This is a genomic window from Simplicispira sedimenti, from assembly GCF_022760965.1.
Lineage (GTDB): Bacteria > Pseudomonadota > Gammaproteobacteria > Burkholderiales > Burkholderiaceae_C > Simplicispira > Simplicispira sedimenti.
Genome location: NZ_JAKVIJ010000007.1, coordinates 121,144 through 138,556 on the forward strand (window position 1 = coordinate 121,144; position 17,413 = coordinate 138,556).

17 protein-coding genes are annotated in these 17,413 nt (G+C 66.8%); 13 read left to right on the forward strand and 4 right to left on the reverse strand.

Features of this window, described 5'->3' with window-relative positions; genetic code table 11:
• Positions 1–2: 2 nt before the first annotated feature.
• Positions 3–1,535: a glutamate--cysteine ligase gene (gene gshA, locus MJ602_RS09595; RefSeq protein WP_243020631.1), complete on the reverse strand. Its 1,533-nt coding sequence runs from the start codon at positions 1,533–1,535 to the stop codon at positions 3–5.
• 84 nt (positions 1,536–1,619) lie between these two features.
• Entirely contained in the window at positions 1,620–2,528 is a 909-nt protein-coding gene (locus MJ602_RS09600; RefSeq protein ID WP_243020632.1) for an SDR family oxidoreductase, read from the reverse strand.
• A gap of 129 nt (positions 2,529–2,657) precedes the next feature.
• Here MJ602_RS09600 and MJ602_RS09605 point away from each other — a divergent pair, with 129 nt between their 5' ends.
• From MJ602_RS09605 to trhP, 13 genes are all read left to right on the forward strand, one after another.
• Complete coding sequence (locus MJ602_RS09605; RefSeq protein WP_243020634.1) at positions 2,658–3,536, forward strand: NUDIX hydrolase; 879 nt, start codon at positions 2,658–2,660, stop codon at positions 3,534–3,536.
• A 13-nt stretch (positions 3,537–3,549) separates the two neighbouring features.
• Entirely contained in the window at positions 3,550–3,828 is a 279-nt protein-coding gene (locus MJ602_RS09610) for a DUF427 domain-containing protein (protein WP_162016755.1), read from the forward strand.
• Between the two features lie 366 nt (positions 3,829–4,194).
• Positions 4,195–4,824, forward strand: coding sequence for a DUF938 domain-containing protein (locus tag MJ602_RS09615; RefSeq protein ID WP_243020636.1), 630 nt, complete (start codon positions 4,195–4,197; stop codon positions 4,822–4,824).
• A gap of 9 nt (positions 4,825–4,833) precedes the next feature.
• Positions 4,834–5,127 carry a 2Fe-2S iron-sulfur cluster-binding protein gene (locus tag MJ602_RS09620; RefSeq protein WP_243020638.1) on the forward strand — a complete coding sequence of 98 codons (294 nt, stop codon included), beginning with the start codon at positions 4,834–4,836 and terminating at the stop codon, positions 5,125–5,127.
• Positions 5,128–5,349: 222 nt separating this feature from the next.
• Positions 5,350–6,471 (forward strand): bifunctional 3,4-dihydroxy-2-butanone-4-phosphate synthase/GTP cyclohydrolase II, encoded by a 1,122-nt coding sequence (ribBA, locus tag MJ602_RS09625; RefSeq protein ID WP_243020640.1) that lies wholly within the window; start codon positions 5,350–5,352, stop codon positions 6,469–6,471.
• Between the two features lie 2 nt (positions 6,472–6,473).
• A complete protein-coding gene (ribH, locus tag MJ602_RS09630; RefSeq protein ID WP_162016760.1) occupies positions 6,474–6,938 on the forward strand; it encodes a 6,7-dimethyl-8-ribityllumazine synthase in 465 nt (154 codons plus the stop codon).
• On the forward strand, positions 6,935–7,462 hold the full coding sequence (gene nusB, locus MJ602_RS09635; protein WP_162016761.1) for a transcription antitermination factor NusB: 528 nt from the start codon (positions 6,935–6,937) through the stop codon (positions 7,460–7,462). Before ribH ends, nusB begins: the two co-directional genes overlap by 4 nt.
• Positions 7,463–7,549: 87 nt before the next feature.
• On the forward strand, positions 7,550–8,734 hold the full coding sequence (locus tag MJ602_RS09640; protein WP_243020641.1) for a pyridoxal phosphate-dependent aminotransferase: 1,185 nt from the start codon (positions 7,550–7,552) through the stop codon (positions 8,732–8,734).
• A gap of 7 nt (positions 8,735–8,741) precedes the next feature.
• On the forward strand, positions 8,742–9,158 hold the full coding sequence (ybgC, locus tag MJ602_RS09645; protein ID WP_162016763.1) for a tol-pal system-associated acyl-CoA thioesterase: 417 nt from the start codon (positions 8,742–8,744) through the stop codon (positions 9,156–9,158).
• Positions 9,155–9,859: a protein TolQ gene (gene tolQ, locus MJ602_RS09650; RefSeq protein WP_162016764.1), complete on the forward strand. Its 705-nt coding sequence runs from the start codon at positions 9,155–9,157 to the stop codon at positions 9,857–9,859. The genes ybgC and tolQ overlap by 4 nt, the downstream gene beginning before the upstream one ends.
• 19 nt (positions 9,860–9,878) lie before the next feature.
• Positions 9,879–10,304 carry an ExbD/TolR family protein gene (locus MJ602_RS09655; RefSeq protein ID WP_162016765.1) on the forward strand — a complete coding sequence of 142 codons (426 nt, stop codon included), beginning with the start codon at positions 9,879–9,881 and terminating at the stop codon, positions 10,302–10,304.
• A 6-nt stretch (positions 10,305–10,310) separates the two neighbouring features.
• On the forward strand, positions 10,311–11,252 hold the full coding sequence (tolA, locus tag MJ602_RS09660) for a cell envelope integrity protein TolA (RefSeq protein WP_243020642.1): 942 nt from the start codon (positions 10,311–10,313) through the stop codon (positions 11,250–11,252).
• Between the two features lie 87 nt (positions 11,253–11,339).
• Positions 11,340–12,704, forward strand: a complete 1,365-nt coding sequence (gene trhP / locus MJ602_RS09665; RefSeq protein WP_162016767.1) for a prephenate-dependent tRNA uridine(34) hydroxylase TrhP — start codon at positions 11,340–11,342, stop codon at positions 12,702–12,704.
• A gap of 85 nt (positions 12,705–12,789) precedes the next feature.
• Here trhP and MJ602_RS09670 read toward each other — a convergent pair whose 3' ends face one another.
• Positions 12,790–14,646 (reverse strand): DUF3592 domain-containing protein, encoded by a 1,857-nt coding sequence (locus MJ602_RS09670; protein WP_243020644.1) that lies wholly within the window; start codon positions 14,644–14,646, stop codon positions 12,790–12,792.
• A 113-nt stretch (positions 14,647–14,759) separates the two neighbouring features.
• A complete protein-coding gene (gene acnB, locus MJ602_RS09675; protein ID WP_243020645.1) occupies positions 14,760–17,351 on the reverse strand; it encodes a bifunctional aconitate hydratase 2/2-methylisocitrate dehydratase in 2,592 nt (863 codons plus the stop codon).
• Positions 17,352–17,413 lie beyond the last annotated feature (62 nt).

Here is a 17,413-nt window from a genome sequence, read left to right on the forward strand (position 1 = left end):
CTTCAAACCAGCAAGCCTTCTGGCGACAGGTAGCGCTGGCGCCATTCCTCAAAAGGCAGGCTGTCCGCCGCTTCGATGGCCTGTTGGTCGCTCAGCGACTGCCGGGCCATGGCCTCGAACTGCGCCTGCTGGTCGTCCTGCCAGGGCCGCTCCATCAATGCATCACGCGCCGCCAGTGACTGCGACAGGCTGAACGCCGAGAAACTGTGCCCGTGCAAGGTCTCGATTTTGTCCAGCACGCGGGCCGACGGCGTGTCCGCAGGGCGCCCCAGCAATGCCTGCGCGTCGCGCAGCGCCGCGCTGTAGTCGCTGCACTGGTGCGTGGTGTCCAGGGCTGCGGCCAGGGGCTCGCATTCGGCCAGGATCTGGCCGCCCCACTCCACCAGCGGCACCTCGCGCCCCTGGCGCTGCAGGCGCAGGCCGCTTTCACGCCCACGCTCTGCGGCCAGAAGCTGGTTGGCGCGCAGTTCGGCAATCTCGGCCGGGGTGTCGGGCGGGCTGTCCGACAGCAGGCAGTGCAGCAGGAAGACATCGAGCAGGCGCATGGTGGATGCCGTGATGCCCACGGGCACGAAGGGGTCCAGATCCATGAGCCGCACCTCCACGTATTCCACTCCGCGCTCGCGCAGCGCATGCAGGGGCCGCTCGCCCGTGTGCACGGTGCGCTTGGGGCGGATGGTGCCGTAGAACTCGTTTTCGATCTGCAGCAGGCTGGTGGCCAGCTGGTTGTAGTCGCCGCCGGGGTTGCGGATGCCCACGGCTTCGTAGGCTGGATAGGGGCGGGTCAGCGCCTCGTGCAGCGAATCGGCGTAGCCCTGCAGGCCGTTGTAGCTGACGGCCAGCGAGGCCTGCGCATCGCTCTGGTAGCCCAGGCGCCCCATGCGCAGCGAGGTGGCGTGCGGCAGGTACATGGACTGCCCAGCAGCACCCAGCGGCTGCAGGCGGTGCGTGCGCCCTTCCACAAAACAGGGGCACAGCGCAGGCGATGCACCAAACAGGTACAGCAGCACGAAAGCATGGCGCCGGAAGTTGCGGATGAGCCCGAAGTAGTCTTCGTTCGTCACCCCCGGCAAGGACCAGTTGTAGTGGATGCCCGAAATGGTCTGCATGCGCCGCCCGTAGCGGTGGCCCAGGCCCATGCGGTACACGCTCTTGGCACGGCCCACATTGGAGTTGCCGTAGCGCGCCAGCGGAATGGTCTCGTCCGTGGGCAGGTTGCAGGGCATGCTGGCCACCCACAGCATCTCGCCGCCCTGGGGCTGCAGCACGCGGTACACGTACTGGTGGATGGCGGTGAGCTCGTCCAGGCAGTCCTGCACCCCCAGGTGCGCGCCGGTGATGAGCTCGATCTGCGACTCGCTGTAATCGGTGGTGATGTGCGGGTGCGTGAGGGCCGAGCCCAGCGCCACAGGGTGCGGCGTGAGGGCCAGCCCCCCGGTGGGCAGCACGCGCAGACCTTCTTTCTCGATCCCCCGGCGGATGCCAGCCAGGCGGTCGGAAGAAAGCTGCTGGATGCGTTCCTGCAAGGTGTTCATGGTGCTCAGCAGTTCTAGTTCAGGGGCCGGAACTTATCACGCCAAGAGCAGACCCGCGCTGCGGCAGGTCATGGCCCCACCTGCTCAGCCCCTCGCGGCCATCGCCTTTTGCACTTCCAGCGTGCCTTGGGCTGCCCCGCTGGCGGGCACTTGCTCGTCGGCACGCTCGGTCACCTGCGCCAGGCGCTGCGCCAGTTGTTCCGGCACCGTATCACCCAGGCCCAGGTGGATGCCCTGGGTAAGCGTGATGTGGGCTGCCTCGAACGAGCCACCGCCCGCACACAGGATGGTGCGCGTGGGCGCGCTCTCGTGCACCAGCACCAGCATGGCGGGCACCACGGCCTCGGGCTGCAGCGCGTCCAGGATCTGGGGCGGGAACAGCGATTCGGTCATGCGCGTGGCCGCCGTGGGCGCCAGGGCGTTGACGTGGATGTGGTACTTGGCCCCTTCGATGGCCAGCGTCTGCATCAGGCCCACCTGGGCCAGCTTGGCAGCGCCATAGTTGGCCTGGCCAAAGTTGCCATACAGCCCGGTGGACGAAGTGGTCATCAGAATGCGTCCGTACTGCTGCGCCACCATGTGCGGCCACACGGCCTTGCAGCAGTTGGCCGCGCCCATGAGGTGCACATCCACCACCAGGCGGAAATCCGCCATGTCCATCTTGGAGAACGACTTGTCGCGCAGGATGCCGGCGTTGTTCACCAGAATGTCCACGCGGCCCCAGGCGTCGATGGCCTGTTGCACCATGGCCTCGACCGCAGCAAAATCCGTCACCGACGCGCCGTTGGCCAGCGCCTCGCCCCCTGCCGCGCGGATTTCGTCCACCACCGCCTGCGCCGCCGACACCGAGCCGCCGCTACCATCCACCGCGCCACCCAGGTCGTTGACCAGCACCTTGGCGCCGCGCTTGGCCAGCGCCAGCGCATGCTGGCGGCCCAGGCCGCCGCCGGCGCCCGTCACGATGGCCACGCGGCCCTTGAAATCCAGTTCCATGCTGCTTTCACTCCTGTGTCTTGAACGAAGATCGAAGTCGCACAAGCGACTTCGGCGCAGCACTTTACGCTACAAAGCGATACAAGCCTGTACAGTGGGTGACCCTGCAGCGCGCGCTTTTCCTTGCCCATGACCACCACACCCGTCCCTGAAACACCCCGCGACGCAGCCACCGTGGTGCTCCTGCGCGACGCCCCCGGCGGCCTGGAAGTGCTGCTGCAGCGCCGCCATGCCCAAATGACCGACATGGGCGGGCTGTACGTCTTCCCCGGCGGCAAACTCGATCCGCAAGACTCGGACGCACAGAGCTTGGCCGCGCTCGACCAAGCCCCCCAAGCGCTGCACGCACACCTGGGCGAACCCGATCTGACTGCGCCCCTGGCGGCGGGCCTGCACGTGGCCGCGCTGCGCGAGGCACTGGAGGAATGCGGTCTGCTGCTGGCCGAGCCCCTGCAGGCGGGCGTTCCATTGGACGCCCCGCGCGCCAGGGCCATGCTGCGCGAGGGGCAGCCCCTGGCGCAGGTGCTGTCCCACCTGGGCCTGCGCCTGGCCACGCAGCGGCTCGCCGCCTGGTCGCGCTGGATCACACCGCTGTCCCCCGCCATGGGCACCCGGCGCTTTGACACGCGCTTTTTCGTGGCTCCAGCGCCGCTGGACCAGACCGCTGCGCACGACAACGAGGAAGCCACCGAGAGCGTGTGGCTGGCGCCGCGCGCCGCACTGGAGCAATACCGCGACGGCCAGATCGAACTGGCGCCACCGCAGATCATGAGCCTGGCGCACCTGGCCAGGTACGCCCGCATGCAGGACGTGGTGGTCGCCGCAAGAAGCCAGCGCCCGCCCACCATCCTGCCGCTGGCGCACCTGGACGCTGGCCTGCGCACCATCGCCTACCCTGGCGATCCGCTGCATGCCGAGCACAAACGCGCCCTGCCCGGCCCCACCAGGCTGCGCCAGCAGGGGCGGCAGTTCCTGCCCGAGGGCGGTTTCGAAGCCCTTTTCTTGTAATGGGAGACACCCGATGAAAGCCATCTGGAACGGCGTGGTCGTCGCCGAGAGCGACGACACCGTGCTCGTGGAAGGCAACCACTACTTCCCCGAGAGCGCACTCAAGCGCGAGTTCTTCACCTTCAGCAACCACAAGAGCATGTGTCCCTGGAAAGGCCAGGCCACCTACTTCTCGCTGCTGGTGGACGGCGAGCTCAACCCCGAGGCCGCCTGGACCTACGCCGACCCCAAGCCCGAGGCCGAAGCCATCCGCGGCCGCGTGGCGTTCTGGAAGGGTGTCACCGTCGCCTGACTCCCCTCGGGTTATCCCGCCCCGCACGGGACAATCGTGTGGACAACTCTGGACAAGCCTTGTATAGGGCACGCAAGTGCTTGATTCGTAAGGACCCACAGCAGATTGCCCGATTTTTATGCAGGCCATTGCGCCGCGCGCACCACTTATCCCGGCTGCCGCTGGACAATCCTGTGGATAAATCTGAACAAGCGCTGTATGACGGCGCTAAGTCATTGATTTTCAATGCGCTTCCCTGCATTGCCTGTTTTTGCAGCACCCACGGCATTGTTTCTGCCGCCCCGGCAGCAAGGTCGATTTGGCGCTTTTTTACTACTGAATTGATAGCGGTCAGCGCTTACACCACAAGCGCTAGAGCCCATTTTTATGCAGAATGCGTCGTACAGCCCTGCCGCCGAGCGCAACCGCCAGCCCATCCTGCAGGTGCTGAACGCCCTGCTGCCGTCCACCGGCCGGGCGCTGGAGGTGGCCAGCGGCACCGGGCAACACGTGGCCTGGTTCGCTGCTGCCCTGCCCGGCTGGACCTGGCAACCCAGTGACGCGCAAGACGCGCAGTTCGAAGCGATCGCTGCCTGGTGCACCAAGGCCGGGGTGCGCAACGTGCTCCCACCGGTGCTGCTGGACGTGCTGGAACCCCGCTGGCCACACCAGGGGCCCGCGTTCGACACGCCGTTTGACCTGATCTACTGCGCCAACATGCTGCACATCGCGCCCTGGGCCTGCTGCGCCGGGCTGATGCAGGGTGCGGCGCGCCATTTGGCCGCGAACGGACGGCTCGTCACCTACGGCCCCTATCTGGAAAACGGCGTGCCCACCGCGCCCAGCAACCGGGACTTTGACGCCAGCCTGCGCGAGCGCCACCCGGCCTGGGGCATCCGCCGACTGGAAGACGTGGCCCAGGTAGCCGCAGCGGCGGGCCTGCACCTCGCAGCACGCCACGCCCTGCCCGCCAACAACCTGCTGCTGGTCTGGAACCGCCAGCCCTCCTCCCCCTGATACGACCCCATGAACACACCCACCGTGCCCTTTTTCACCGCCGTGGTCGAGCCCGACGGCCTGCAATGCGACGCCTGGCCCGAGCAGCCCCTGTTGCTCTCCATGGAACAAGGGGGCATCCATTGGCCCAGTTCCTGCCGCAACGGCACCTGCCGCACCTGCATCGGCCATCTGGCCCAAGGACAGGTGCGCTACGCCATGGACTGGCCGGGCCTCACCCCCGAGGAGCGTGCCAGCGGCTGCGTGCTGCCCTGCGTGGCCTACCCCGAATCCGACGTGGTGCTCGAGGCTCCGGCCATCTGACCCCGCCACCGCGCCGGGTTTGCGTGGCACGCTGCGGCCCGCACTGGACTAAAATGCCATCCTTTGGCCCGCGTGCGCACAGCGCCGCGGCCCACCGTGCGGCAGCGCCGCATCGCATGTTCTTTGGGACGCTCTCGGAGCCCGCCTCCGCACCGCGCCAGCACCGGGGAACCTGCGCTGCGGCCTGTCCCCCTGCGGCCCACCGACGAAAGCCCTCCCCGCATGACGCCCCCCCTCCCCCCCGCCCCCATTTCCCCGGTACATGACATCGTGGCCGAGATGCGCGCCGGGCGCATGGTCATCCTCGTGGACGAGGAAGACCGCGAAAACGAAGGTGACCTCGTTCTGGCCGCCGACCATGTCACGCCCGAGGCCATCAACTTCATGGCCCGCTTCGGCCGCGGCCTGATCTGCCTCACGCTCACGCGCGAGCGCTGCGAGTTTCTCAAGCTGCCCCCCATGGCCGCGCGCAACGGCACCGTGTACAGCACCGCCTTCACCGTCTCGATCGAGGCGGCCGAAGGCGTGACCACCGGCATCTCGGCCGCCGACCGCGCGCGCACCGTGCAAGTGGCCGTGGCCAAGGACAGCCAGCCCAGCGACCTGGTCCAGCCCGGCCACATCTTCCCGCTGCAGGCGGTGGACGGAGGCGTGCTCATGCGCGCAGGCCATACCGAAGCGGGCTGCGACCTCGCCGCCCTGGCCGGCTGCAGCCCCGCGGCCGTGATCTGCGAGATCATGAAGGACGACGGCACCATGGCGCGCCTGCCTGACCTGCAGGTGTTCGCGGCCGAACACGGCATCAAGATCGGCACCATCGCCGACCTGATCGAGTACCGCAGCCGCACCGAATCGCTGGTGGAAAAAGTGGGCCAACGCACGCTGCACACCAGCTACGGCGAGTTCACCGCCCACGCCTTCCGCGACCAGCCCAGCGGCGCCGTGCACCTGGCCCTGGTCAAGGGCCAGTGGAGCAAGGACGATGTGGTGCCCGTGCGCGTGCACGAGCCGCTGTCGGTGCTCGACGCGCTGGAGCTCAACCGCTCCATGCACTCCTGGGGGCTGGACACCAGCCTGCAATACATCGCCAACCAGGGCCGTGGCGTGGCCGTGCTGCTCAACTGTGGTGAAAGCGCCGCGCAGCTGCTGGCCCAGTTTGAAGGCACGGCCCGTGCGGCCCAGGCGCCCGAGCGCGGCCGCATGGACCTGCGCACCTACGGCGTAGGCGCGCAGATCCTGCGCGAATGCGGCGTGCACAAGATGCAGCTCATGGGCCAGCCCCGCCGCATGCCCAGCATGGCGGGCTACGGGCTCGAAATCACCGGCTACATCCCGAAGGAATAACTATGTTTGGCGCAGAAAAAGGAACGGGCGACAAGCTCGACGGCAAGAAGCTGCACATCGGTATCGTGCAGGCCCGCTTCAACGAAAGCATCACCAACGCCCTGGCGGCGGCCTGCCGTGCCGCGCTGCTGGACCTGGGCGTGCAGGAAAAGCATATCACCCACGTGCTGGTGCCCGGCGCGCTGGAAGTGCCCGTGGCGCTGCAGGCCCTGGCCGAGCGCGACGAGTTCGATGCCCTGATCGCCCTGGGCTGCATCATCCGTGGCGAAACCTACCACTTCGAGCTGGTGGCCAACGAGTCGGGCGCGGCTGTCTCGCGCATCGCGCTGGACTACCACCTGCCCGTGGCCAACGCCATCCTGACCACCGAGAACCTCGACCAGGCCGTCGCACGCCAGACCGAGAAAGGCCGCGATGCCGCCTACGTGGCCGTGGAAATGGCCAACCTGCTGGACGAGCTGTCATGAGCGAGCACAACGCCACCCCCGACACTCCGGCCCCCAAGCAAAAGCGCACCGGCCTGACCAGCACCGGCGCGCGCAAGGCCGCCGCCAAGTCCAACCGCACCCGTGCACGTGAGTTTGCCCTGCAGGCGCTCTACCAGCACCTGGTGGGTCGCAACGAGGCCACGGCCATCGACCTGTTCACGCGCGACCTGGCGGGCTTTCACAAGGCCGATGCGGCGCACTACGACGCGCTGCTGCACGGTTGCATTGAAGGCGCGACGGGCCTGGATGCCCTGATCACCCCGGTGCTGGATCGCACGCTGGCGGAAGTCTCGCCCATCGAACATGCGGTGATGTGGATCGGCGTGTACGAACTGCAGCACTGCCTGGACGTGCCCTGGCGCGTGGTGCTCAACGAGTGCATCGAACTGGCCAAGGAGTTTGGCGGCACCGACGGACACAAGTACGTCAACGGCGTGCTCGGCAGCCTGGCGCCCAAGCTGCGGCCCGACGAGGTGCAGGCCGATTCCGCCAACCGCAAGTAACGCCCCCACGCCTGACTGAAGCGCCATCTCGCCCCCGGCGCCCTGGTCGTCACCCCAGACTCCGCCGCCGCTGGCGCGGCCCCTGCCATGAAGACATCCACCCGCGCTGCGCGCATCGAACCGTTTTATGTGATGGAGATCGCCAAGGCCGCCCAGGCCCTGGCGGCCGAAGTGGCGAGCAGCAGTTCGCCCATGATCTTCCTGAACATTGGCGAACCCGACTTCACCGCCCCACCCCTGGTGCAGGAGGCTGCAGCCAAGGCAGTGCGCGATGGCGCCACACAGTACACCCAGGCGCTGGGCATTGCGCCGCTGCGCGAGCGCATCAGCGACTGGTACGCACAGCGCTTTGGCGTGCAGGTGCCGGCGCGGCGCATCGCCATCACGGCGGGCGCCTCGGCCGCGTTGCAGCTGGCCTGCCTGGCCTTGATCGACACGGGCGACGAGGTCTTGATGCCCGACCCCAGCTACCCCTGCAACCGGCATTTCGTGAGCGCCGCCGAGGGCACGGCGGTGCTGATCCCCACCACCGCGCAGGAGCGTTTTCAGCTCAGCGCAGACAAGGTGCGCGCCGCCTGGACAGAACGCACCCGCGGCGTGCTGCTGGCCTCACCTTCCAACCCCACAGGCACCTCGATCGCGCCCGAGGAACTGCGCCGCATCCACGGCGTGGTGCAAGAGCATGGCGGCATCACGCTGATCGACGAAATCTACCTCGGCCTGTCGTACGAGGAGCAGTTCGGCCATACGGCGCTGGCCATTGCCGACCACATCATCAGCATCAACAGCTTCAGCAAGTACTTCAACATGACCGGCTGGCGCCTGGGCTGGATGGTGGTGCCCGAAGCACTGGTGCCCGTGGTCGAGCGCCTGGCGCAAAACCTGTTCATCTGCCCCAGCACCATCGCGCAACACGCAGCGCTGGCCTGCTTCGAGGCCGAGAGCTTGGCCGAATACGAACGCCGCCGCGCCGAATTCAAGGCCCGGCGCGATTACTTCATCCCCGCGCTGCAAAGCCTGGGCCTGCAGGTGCCGGTGATGCCCGATGGCGCCTTCTACGCCTGGGCCGATTGCAGCGCCGCCTGCGAGCGCCTCGGCGTGAACGGAAGCTGGGATCTGGCCTATGCCCTCATGCGCCAGGCCCACCTGGCCGTGACCCCTGGGCGTGACTTTGGCACGCACGACCCGCAGCGCTATGTGCGTTTTTCCACCGCCAACTCCATGGCCCAGTTGCAGGAAGCCGTGGCACGCCTCCAACCCCTGTTGGCGTAAGGTGGCCATGGCATTCCAGCTCCCCATCCGCATCTACTGGGAGGACACCGATGCCGGTGGCATCGTGTTCTACGCCAACTACCTCCGGTTCTTCGAGCGCGCGCGCACCGAATGGCTGCGCTCCTTCGGGCTGTCGCAGCAGGTTCTGCGGGAACAAACGGGCGGCATGTTTGTCGTAACCGACGTGCGCTTGCGCTACCTGCAGCCCGCCCGTCTGGACGATCAACTTTTGGTCACAGCAAATTTGCAGGAAAAAGGCCGCGCCTCCTTGACAATCGGGCAGCAGGCGCTATTAAATCGAGAGCATATGAACCCCAGCGAACCGGTCTTGCTGAACGAAGCGACGGTACGCATCGGCTGGGTGGATGCGGCCACCATGCGCCCGTCCCGCATCCCCGCCACCATCCTGGAACGAATTGCATGAATGCCCAAGACATGTCCATCCTGAACCTGGTGCTGCACGCCAGCTGGGTGGTTCAACTCGTGATGCTGCTGTTGCTGTGCGTATCGGTCGCCAGCTGGGCGGCCATTTTCCGCAAGCTGTTTGGCCTCAAGCGCGTGCGCTCGCTGAACGACGAGTTCGAGCGTGAGTTCTGGTCCGGCACCAGCCTCAACGACCTGTACGCCAGCGCCGTGCAAAACGCCAAGAACGCCGGCCCCATGGAGCGCATTTTTGCCAGCGGCATGCGCGAATACCAAAAGCTGCGCGAGCGCCGCATCAGCGACCCCGGCACCCTGCTCGACGGCGCACGCCGCGCCATGCGCGCCAGCTTCCAGCGCGAGATGGATGTCGTGGAGTCGAACCTGTCCTTCCTGGGCTCGGTCGCATCGGTCAGCCCCTACGTGGGCCTGTTCGGCACGGTGTGGGGCATCATGCATGCCTTCACCGGCTTTGCCGGCATGGAGCAGGTCACCTTGGCCAACGTGGCCCCCGGTATTGCCGAGGCGCTGGTGGCCACCGCCATCGGCCTGTTTGCCGCCATACCGGCCGTGGTGGCGTACAACCGCTTTGCGCGCGACATCGACCGCGTGGCCATCCACCAGGAGACCTTCATCGAGGAGTTCTCCAACATCCTGCAGCGCAACCTGGGCGCGCACCCGGCCCACAGCCCCTCGGGCCACTGAACCGCGCAAGGAGCCCTACATGCCCACCATGGCCTCCCGCAGTGGCAGTCGCCGCCGTTCGATGAACGAGATCAACATGGTGCCCTTCATCGACGTGATGCTGGTGCTGCTCATCATCTTCATGGTGACCGCGCCCATGCTCACGCCGGGGGTGGTCGATGTGCCCAAGGTGGGCAAGGGTGCCAAGCCGCCCAAGGAGTTTGGCCAGGTGGTGGTGCTCAAGGACGGCAGTGTCCGGCTCAAGACGGGCGGCAGCGAGCGTGCCGTGACCACCCAGGAGCTGGGCAGCCTGGCCGCCCAATGGCAAAAGGGCCAGGCCGAGACACCGCCGGTCATCATCAGTGCCGACAAGGGCGTGTCCTACGAAACCGTCATGAAGGCCATGGACGCACTGCAAAAGGCCGGTGTCCAGCGCGTCGGCCTGTCCGTCAAGCAAGGCGGCTGACCCGGTATGCACGCCCACGACGACCGCGACGAGCTGGCCCCGCCCACACCCCCTGCGCGCCTGCGTGCGATTGCGCTGGCCGTGCTGGCGCATGTGCTGCTCATCGTGGCCCTGACCTGGGGCGTGCACTGGAAGACCAGCACCGACCAGCCCGCCGTGCAGGCCGAACTGTGGGCCGCCGTGCCCCAGCAGGCAGCGCCCCGCGCCGACCCGCCACCCGAACCCACCCCTCCCCCGCCCCCGGTCGTCGCCCCGCCGCCCCCTCCGCCACCACCCCCTGTGCGGCAGGCCGAGCCCGACACGCGCGAGGCCGATCTGGCCATTGAGCGGGAAAAGAAGCGCCTGGAGAAGGAGCGCAAAGAACGCGAGCAACTGCAGGAGCGCCAACGCCTGGAAAAAGAGCGTAAGGAGCAGGAGCGCAAGGCGCAGGAACTGAAGGACAAGGAAAAGCAGCGCGAGAAGGAGCGCCTGGACAAAGAGCGCCAGGAAAAAGACAAGCGCCTGGCCGAAGAAAAGAAACAAAAGGAAGCCGAAGCCAAGCGCAAGCAGGAGGCCATCGAGAAGGCCAATGCCCAGGCGGCTGAGGCCCGGCGCTTGGAACATATGCGCCGCATGCAAGGCCTGGCGGGCGCCACAGGCGGAGAGAACGCCACCGGCACGGCCCTGCGCGACGCCGGCCCCTCAGGCAGCTACGGCGGCCGGGTGGCCGCCAAGGTCAAGCCGCACATCGTCTATCCCGACGCCGTGGCGGGCAACCCGCGTGCCGAAGTGGAAGTGCGCGCCGCGCCCGATGGCACCATCACCAGTACCCGGCTGGTCCAGTCCAGCGGCAACAAGGCCTGGGACGACGCCGTGCTGCGCGCCCTTCAGAAGACCGAAACCCTGCCGCGCGACGTGGATGGCCGCGTGCCCTCGGCGCTGGTCATCGGCTTTCGGCCCAAAGACTGACCGACCGATCCAGCGACCCTTTCGCCGCTGGGTGCTCCCACGCAGCCGTGCACACGGCCCGGAGCACCTGACAGACAATCACGCACCATGACCCTGAAAAGCCCCGAACTGCTGCTGCCCGCCGGCTCGCTCGAAAAAATGCGCGCCGCCTACGACTTCGGCGCCGACGCCGTGTATGCCGGCCAGCCGCGCTACAGCCTGCGCGCGCGCAACAACGAGTTCCGCCTGGAGCAGATCGCACAGGGCATCCAAGAGGCCCACGCGCGCGGCAAGAAGTTCTTCGTCACCAGCAACCTGATTGCGCACAACGACAAGGTGCGCACCTACCTGCGCGACATCGAACCCGTCATCGCCTGCAAGCCCGACGCCTTCATCATGGCCGACCCCGGCCTCATCATGATGGTCAAGGAAAAATGGCCCGAGACCGAAATCCACCTCTCCGTGCAGGCCAACACCACCAACTACGCCACGGTCAAGTTCTGGCAAAAGGCGGGGGTCTCGCGCATCATCCTCTCGCGTGAACTGAGCCTGGACGAGATCGAGAAAATCCGCCAGGAATGCCCGGACATGGAGCTGGAGGTGTTCGTGCACGGCGCGCTGTGCATCGCCTACTCGGGCCGCTGCCTGCTCTCGGGCTACTTCAACCGGCGCGACCCCAACCAGGGCACCTGCACCAACGCCTGCCGCTGGAACTACGCCACGCAAGAAGCCGCCGTGGACCCGAACACCGGCGAGGCCATGGCCGCGCGCATGGAGGGCGACTTCAACTTCAACCAGGCGCAGGAGGAAGGCAACACCGCCTTCGCCTCGTGCGGCGGTGGCGAGCGCCACCCGCTGGCCGACAAGGTCTATCTGCTGGAAGAAAAGGAACGACCGGGCCAGCTCATGCCCATCATGGAGGACGAGCACGGCACCTACATCATGAACAGCAAGGACCTGCGCGCCGTGGAGCATGTGCAGCGCCTGGTGCAGATCGGCGTCGATTCGCTCAAGATTGAGGGCCGCACCAAGAGCCAGTACTACGTCTCGCGCACCGCGCAAATTTACCGCCGCGCCATCGACGACGCCGTGGCCGGTCGGCCGTTCAACCCCGAGCTCATCACCGAGCTCGAAGGCCTGTCCAACCGCGGTTACACCGCCGGTTTTCTGGAACGCCGCCCCGCCAACGACTACCAGAACTACGAAACCGGCAGCTCCGAGTCCCGGCGCAGCCAGTTCGTCGGCGAGGTCAAGGCCGTGCAGGACGGCTGGGCCGAGGTGGAAACGAAAAACCGCTTCAATGTGGGCGACACGCTGGAGATCATCCACCCCCAGGGCAACCGCCTGGTGCAGCTCACGCAGATGCGCGGCCTGGAGGGCGAGGAACTGCAATTCGCCTCGGGCAGCCCGCTGCGCGTGCGCATTCCGCTGGAAGGGCCTGCCGAAGGGGCGTTGATAGCACGTTTGCTATAATTTTTATAGCTATTAGCGCTTATTTTACGAGCGCTAGAGGCCAATTTGATTCATAGGCCACGGAATACGCGGCATCCTGAGCCCATCAACCGCCGCGCACCCCCAGCACCAGGGTCGCCATCAAGGCCGCCCACAGCAGCCAGCCCCAGCGCGGACGGGAGTGTCCGGACTGAAGGCTGCGGCCTTGCCCCGGCGTGAAGCGACCGGCGCGATCGTGCCAGGCGCCTTGCAACCATTGGGCCACGGCTTGCGCCCCCTCCTCGCCCGCCACGCCGGGCGTGATGCGCCGGGCCTTGGCGCTGTCGGCTTCGCGCGCGATCACGGCGTGGTATTCCTGCATGTCGCCGCCCCGGGTGCTGGCCGAGTAGTTGAGCTGGGTGCTCAGGTGGTCCAGCGCATTGGGTGGCAAGCTGAACTGGAGCGACCACAGCCAGGACACCCGCTGAACCGCCAGCCCCTGGTCGTGCACCAGCACACGCCAGCGCCGGGTGGCGCGGTGCAGGATCAGGGCCAGCACAATGCCCAGCCCCCACAGGGGCCATGCAGTCCAGCGCTGGGGCAAGGACAGCCGGGGCGCCCATTCCTGCGCCCACAGCAGCAGCAACACGGCAAACGGCAGCAGCAGCACGGCAGCCACCCAGCGCGAGCCCGTCTGGGAAAACTCCAGCCCCTGGTAGTCGGTGGTTTCCACCGTCCCGGCCTGGGCGGGCCAGTCTGACAGCCCCGCACTGCGGCCCGTCGGGCCGACAGGCCGCTCTTGGTTCCAATCGCTGCGCTGCGCAAAGCGGTCTTGGGCGCCAGGCGTGCTGCTGCCTTGTACCGCGACGTCGTGCGACAGTTCCACCCCGCCAGCGGCCTGCATCAGCTCCAGCCGCCAATCCACGCGCTCGCCCGAACGGCGCGCGCCATGGGCTGGCGCATCGTCGGGCAGGGTAAAGCGTGCCACCAGGCGCGCACTGCCATCGGGCAAGGGCAGAGGCTGTGCCTGCTGCTCCAGGTGTTCGACCAGCCGCCGGGTTTCGCCCGAACCCGAGTCGTCCACCCGGTACTGCGCCAACCGCAGCACCAGGGGCTCCGGGGCCCTGCCGCGCAGGGCACGCTCTGGCAGGTTCAGCGTGACCTCCAGCGGCTCGCCCGCACGCGGCGTGGCGGGGCGCAAGGCAAGGGCCGTGTGCGCATGGCGCCAGGCCAGGCGCGTCTGCTGACCGGCCCAGGCGATGAGCCCGAGCCCGACCAGCACAAACTGCAACAGGAAGATCTTGACGAGCCAGGGCCCCTCCTGCATCCAGAACAAGGCTGCAATGGGAAACGACAGCCCGCACCAGAACAGCGCAAAGAACCAGAGCATGCCTGCGGATTGGCGCACCGACCGCCCCATGCGCTGAAGCCCCGCAGCGGCATCCGCCGCTGGGGTGGCCTGCCCTGACGAACCGCGCAAGGCCCTGAAGAAGAACCATGCGGCCGCCAACCCGACTGCGGTGAAGACCAGCGCAAAGGGCAGCCGGAACAACAGCATGGGCCAGCGGATGTGCGGGTCGAGCAGCGCCTGGGCAGGCTCACGGGGGTTGACCCAGGCCGTGAGCGCCTGCCCGCTGGACTGCGCCGCCTGCAAACGGCGGTGCCACTGGGCGTGCCAGTCGCCCACGTTGTCGCTATGGCCCTGGGCATCGAGCCCCACGCGCTGCGACTCGTAGGTCTGGGCCCCCACCTGGTAGCGGTAGCGCACGCGCACCGCGTAGGTTTCGGAGCCTTCGCTGTCCCGGCGGCGGTCCAGTTGCGTTTCCAGCACCTGTGCGGGCACGCTCTGCCAGGACCGCACTTCCCAGGCCGCGCGGAGGGTCTGGTACAGCGGAAACAGGCCCACAAAAAAGCCGCCAGCGCCAAACCCTACGGCAAACACCGCGCTGAAAAGCAGGGTCCCGATACGGACAGGCCAGGACATGGGGGCAGATGTGGACATGCGCCCAGCTTAGCAAGCCCGTGTGTACGCTGCATCCGCCGACCGATAAAAAAAGCGGCCCCGAAGGGCCGCTGCAGTGGTGGCTGGGCAGAGCCTCAGGCCGTCACGTTCTTGGCGACTTCCGCGTACTCTTCGATCTGGTCGAAGTTCATGTACTTGTACACGCTGGCGGCATCCTTGTTGATGATGCCCATGGCTTCCTGGTATTCGGCCACGGTGGGAATACGACCCAGCTTCGAGCACACCGCCGTCAGCTCGGCCGAGCCCAGGAACACGTTGGTGTTCTTGCCCAGACGGTTGGGGAAGTTGCGGGTGGAGGTGGACATGACGGTGGCACCCTCACGCACCTGGGCCTGGTTGCCCATGCACAGCGAGCAGCCGGGCATTTCGGTGCGGGCACCGGCAGCGCCGAAGTTGGCGTAGTGGCCTTCCTTCATCAGCTCGGACGCGTCCATCTTGGTGGGAGGTGCCACCCACATCTTGACCGGAATGTCGCGTGCACCGCCGAGCAGCTTGGCTGCAGCACGGAAGTGGCCGATGTTGGTCATGCACGAACCGATGAAGGTCTCATCGATCTTGGTGCCCGACACTTCGGACATGAACTTGGCGTCGTCCGGATCGTTGGGGCAGCAGACGATGGGTTCCTTGATGTCGGCCAGGTCGATCTCGATCACGGCCGCGTATTCGGCGTCCTTGTCGGCTTCGAGCAGGTCGGGCTTGGCCAGCCAGGCTTCGACCTTCTCGATGCGGCGTGCCAGGGTCTTGGCGTCGGCATAACCGTCGGCGATCATGTTCTTCATGAGCACGATGTTGGAGCGCAGGTACTCCTTGACCGGTTCGGGGTTGAGCTTGATCGTGCAACCGGCGGCGGAGCGCTCGGCCGAGGCGTCGGACAGCTCGAACGCCTGCTCCACCTTCAGGTCGGGCAGACCTTCGATTTCCAGCACGCGGCCCGAGAAGATGTTCTTCTTGCCGGCCTTGGCCACGGTCAGCAGGCCTTGCTTGATGGCGTACAGGGGGATGGCATGCACCAGGTCACGCAGGGTGACGCCGGGTTGCATCTGGCCCTTGAAGCGCACCAGCACCGACTCGGGCATGTCCAGGGGCATCACGCCGGTGGCAGCGCCGAAGGCCACCAGACCGGAGCCTGCGGGGAAGGAAATGCCGATCGGGAAGCGGGTGTGCGAGTCGCCGCCGGTGCCCACGGTGTCGGGCAGCAGCAGGCGGTTCAGCCAGGAGTGGATCACGCCGTCACCGGGGCGCAGGGCGACGCCGCCACGGTTGGAGATGAAGGCAGGCAGCTCGCGGTGCATCTTGGCATCCACGGGCTTGGGGTAGGCGGCCGTGTGGCAGAAGGACTGCATCACCAGGTCGGCGCTGAAGCCCAGGCAGGCCAGGTCCTTCAGTTCGTCACGGGTCATGGGGCCGGTGGTGTCCTGGCTGCCCACGGTGGTCATCTTGGGTTCGCAGTAGGTACCGGGGCGGATGCCCTGGCCTTCAGGCAGGCCGCAGGCACGGCCAACCATCTTCTGCGCCAGCGTGAAGCCCTTGCCGGTGTCCTTGGGGGCCACGGGCAGGCGGAACACGGTGCTCGCGGGCAAGCCCAGGAACTCACGGGCCTTGGCGGTGAGCGAGCGGCCGATGATCAGGTTGATACGGCCGCCGGCGCGCACTTCGTCCAGCAGCACCTGGCTCTTGAGCGCAAACTCGGCCACGGTTTCACCGTTCTTCAGAATCTTGCCGTCGTAGGGCAGCACGTCGATCACGTCGCCCATTTCCAGCTTGGTCACGTCCACTTCGATGGGCAGGGAGCCGGAGTCTTCCTGCGTGTTGAAGAAGATGGGAGCGATCTTGCCGCCCAGGGTCACGCCACCGAAGCGCTTGTTCGGAACAAACGGGATGTCCTGGCCGGTGGCCCAGATCACGGAGTTGGTGGCGGACTTGCGCGAAGAGCCGGTGCCGACCACGTCACCCACGTAGGCGACGAGGTTGCCCTTCTTCTTCAGGTCTTCGATGAACTGCATGGGGCCGCGCTTGCCGTCTTCCTCGGGCTTGAAGGCCGCATCGGGGCGCGTGTTCTTCAGCATGGCCAGGTAGTGCAGCGGAATGTCCGGGCGGCTCCAGGCATCGGGCGCGGGCGAGAGGTCGTCGGTGTTGGTCTCGCCCGGCACCTTGAACACGGTGACGGTGATCTTTTTCTCGACTTCGGGACGGCTGGTGAACCACTCGGCGTCGGCCCACGACTTCATCACTTCCTGGGCCTTGGCGTTGCCCGCCTTGGCCTTGGCGGCGACGTCGTTGAAGAAGTCGAACATCAGCAGCGTCTTCTTCAGCGCATCCGCAGCCACACCGGCCACTTCGGCGTCGTCGAGCAACTCGATCAGGGGATGGACGTTGTAGCCCCCCACCATGGTGCCCAGCAGCTCGGTGGCCTTGGCCTTGGAGATCAGGCCGACCTGGATGTCACCGTGGGCCACGGCGGCCAGGAAGCTGGCTTTGACCTTGGCGGCATCGTCCACGCCCGGAGGCACGCGGTGGGTGAGCAAGTCCATCAGGAACGCTTCTTCGCCTGCGGGCGGGTTCTTGATCAGCTCGATCAGTGCGGATACCTGCTTGGCATCCAGGGGCAGTGGCGGAATGCCAAGGGCAGCGCGCTCTGCGGCGTGTTCACGGTAGGCTTGCAACATGGTGGTTTCTCCGGTTGGGTCTTTGTGGTATCGGGGGGCGTTGGGGTCCGGACCAGTAGGAA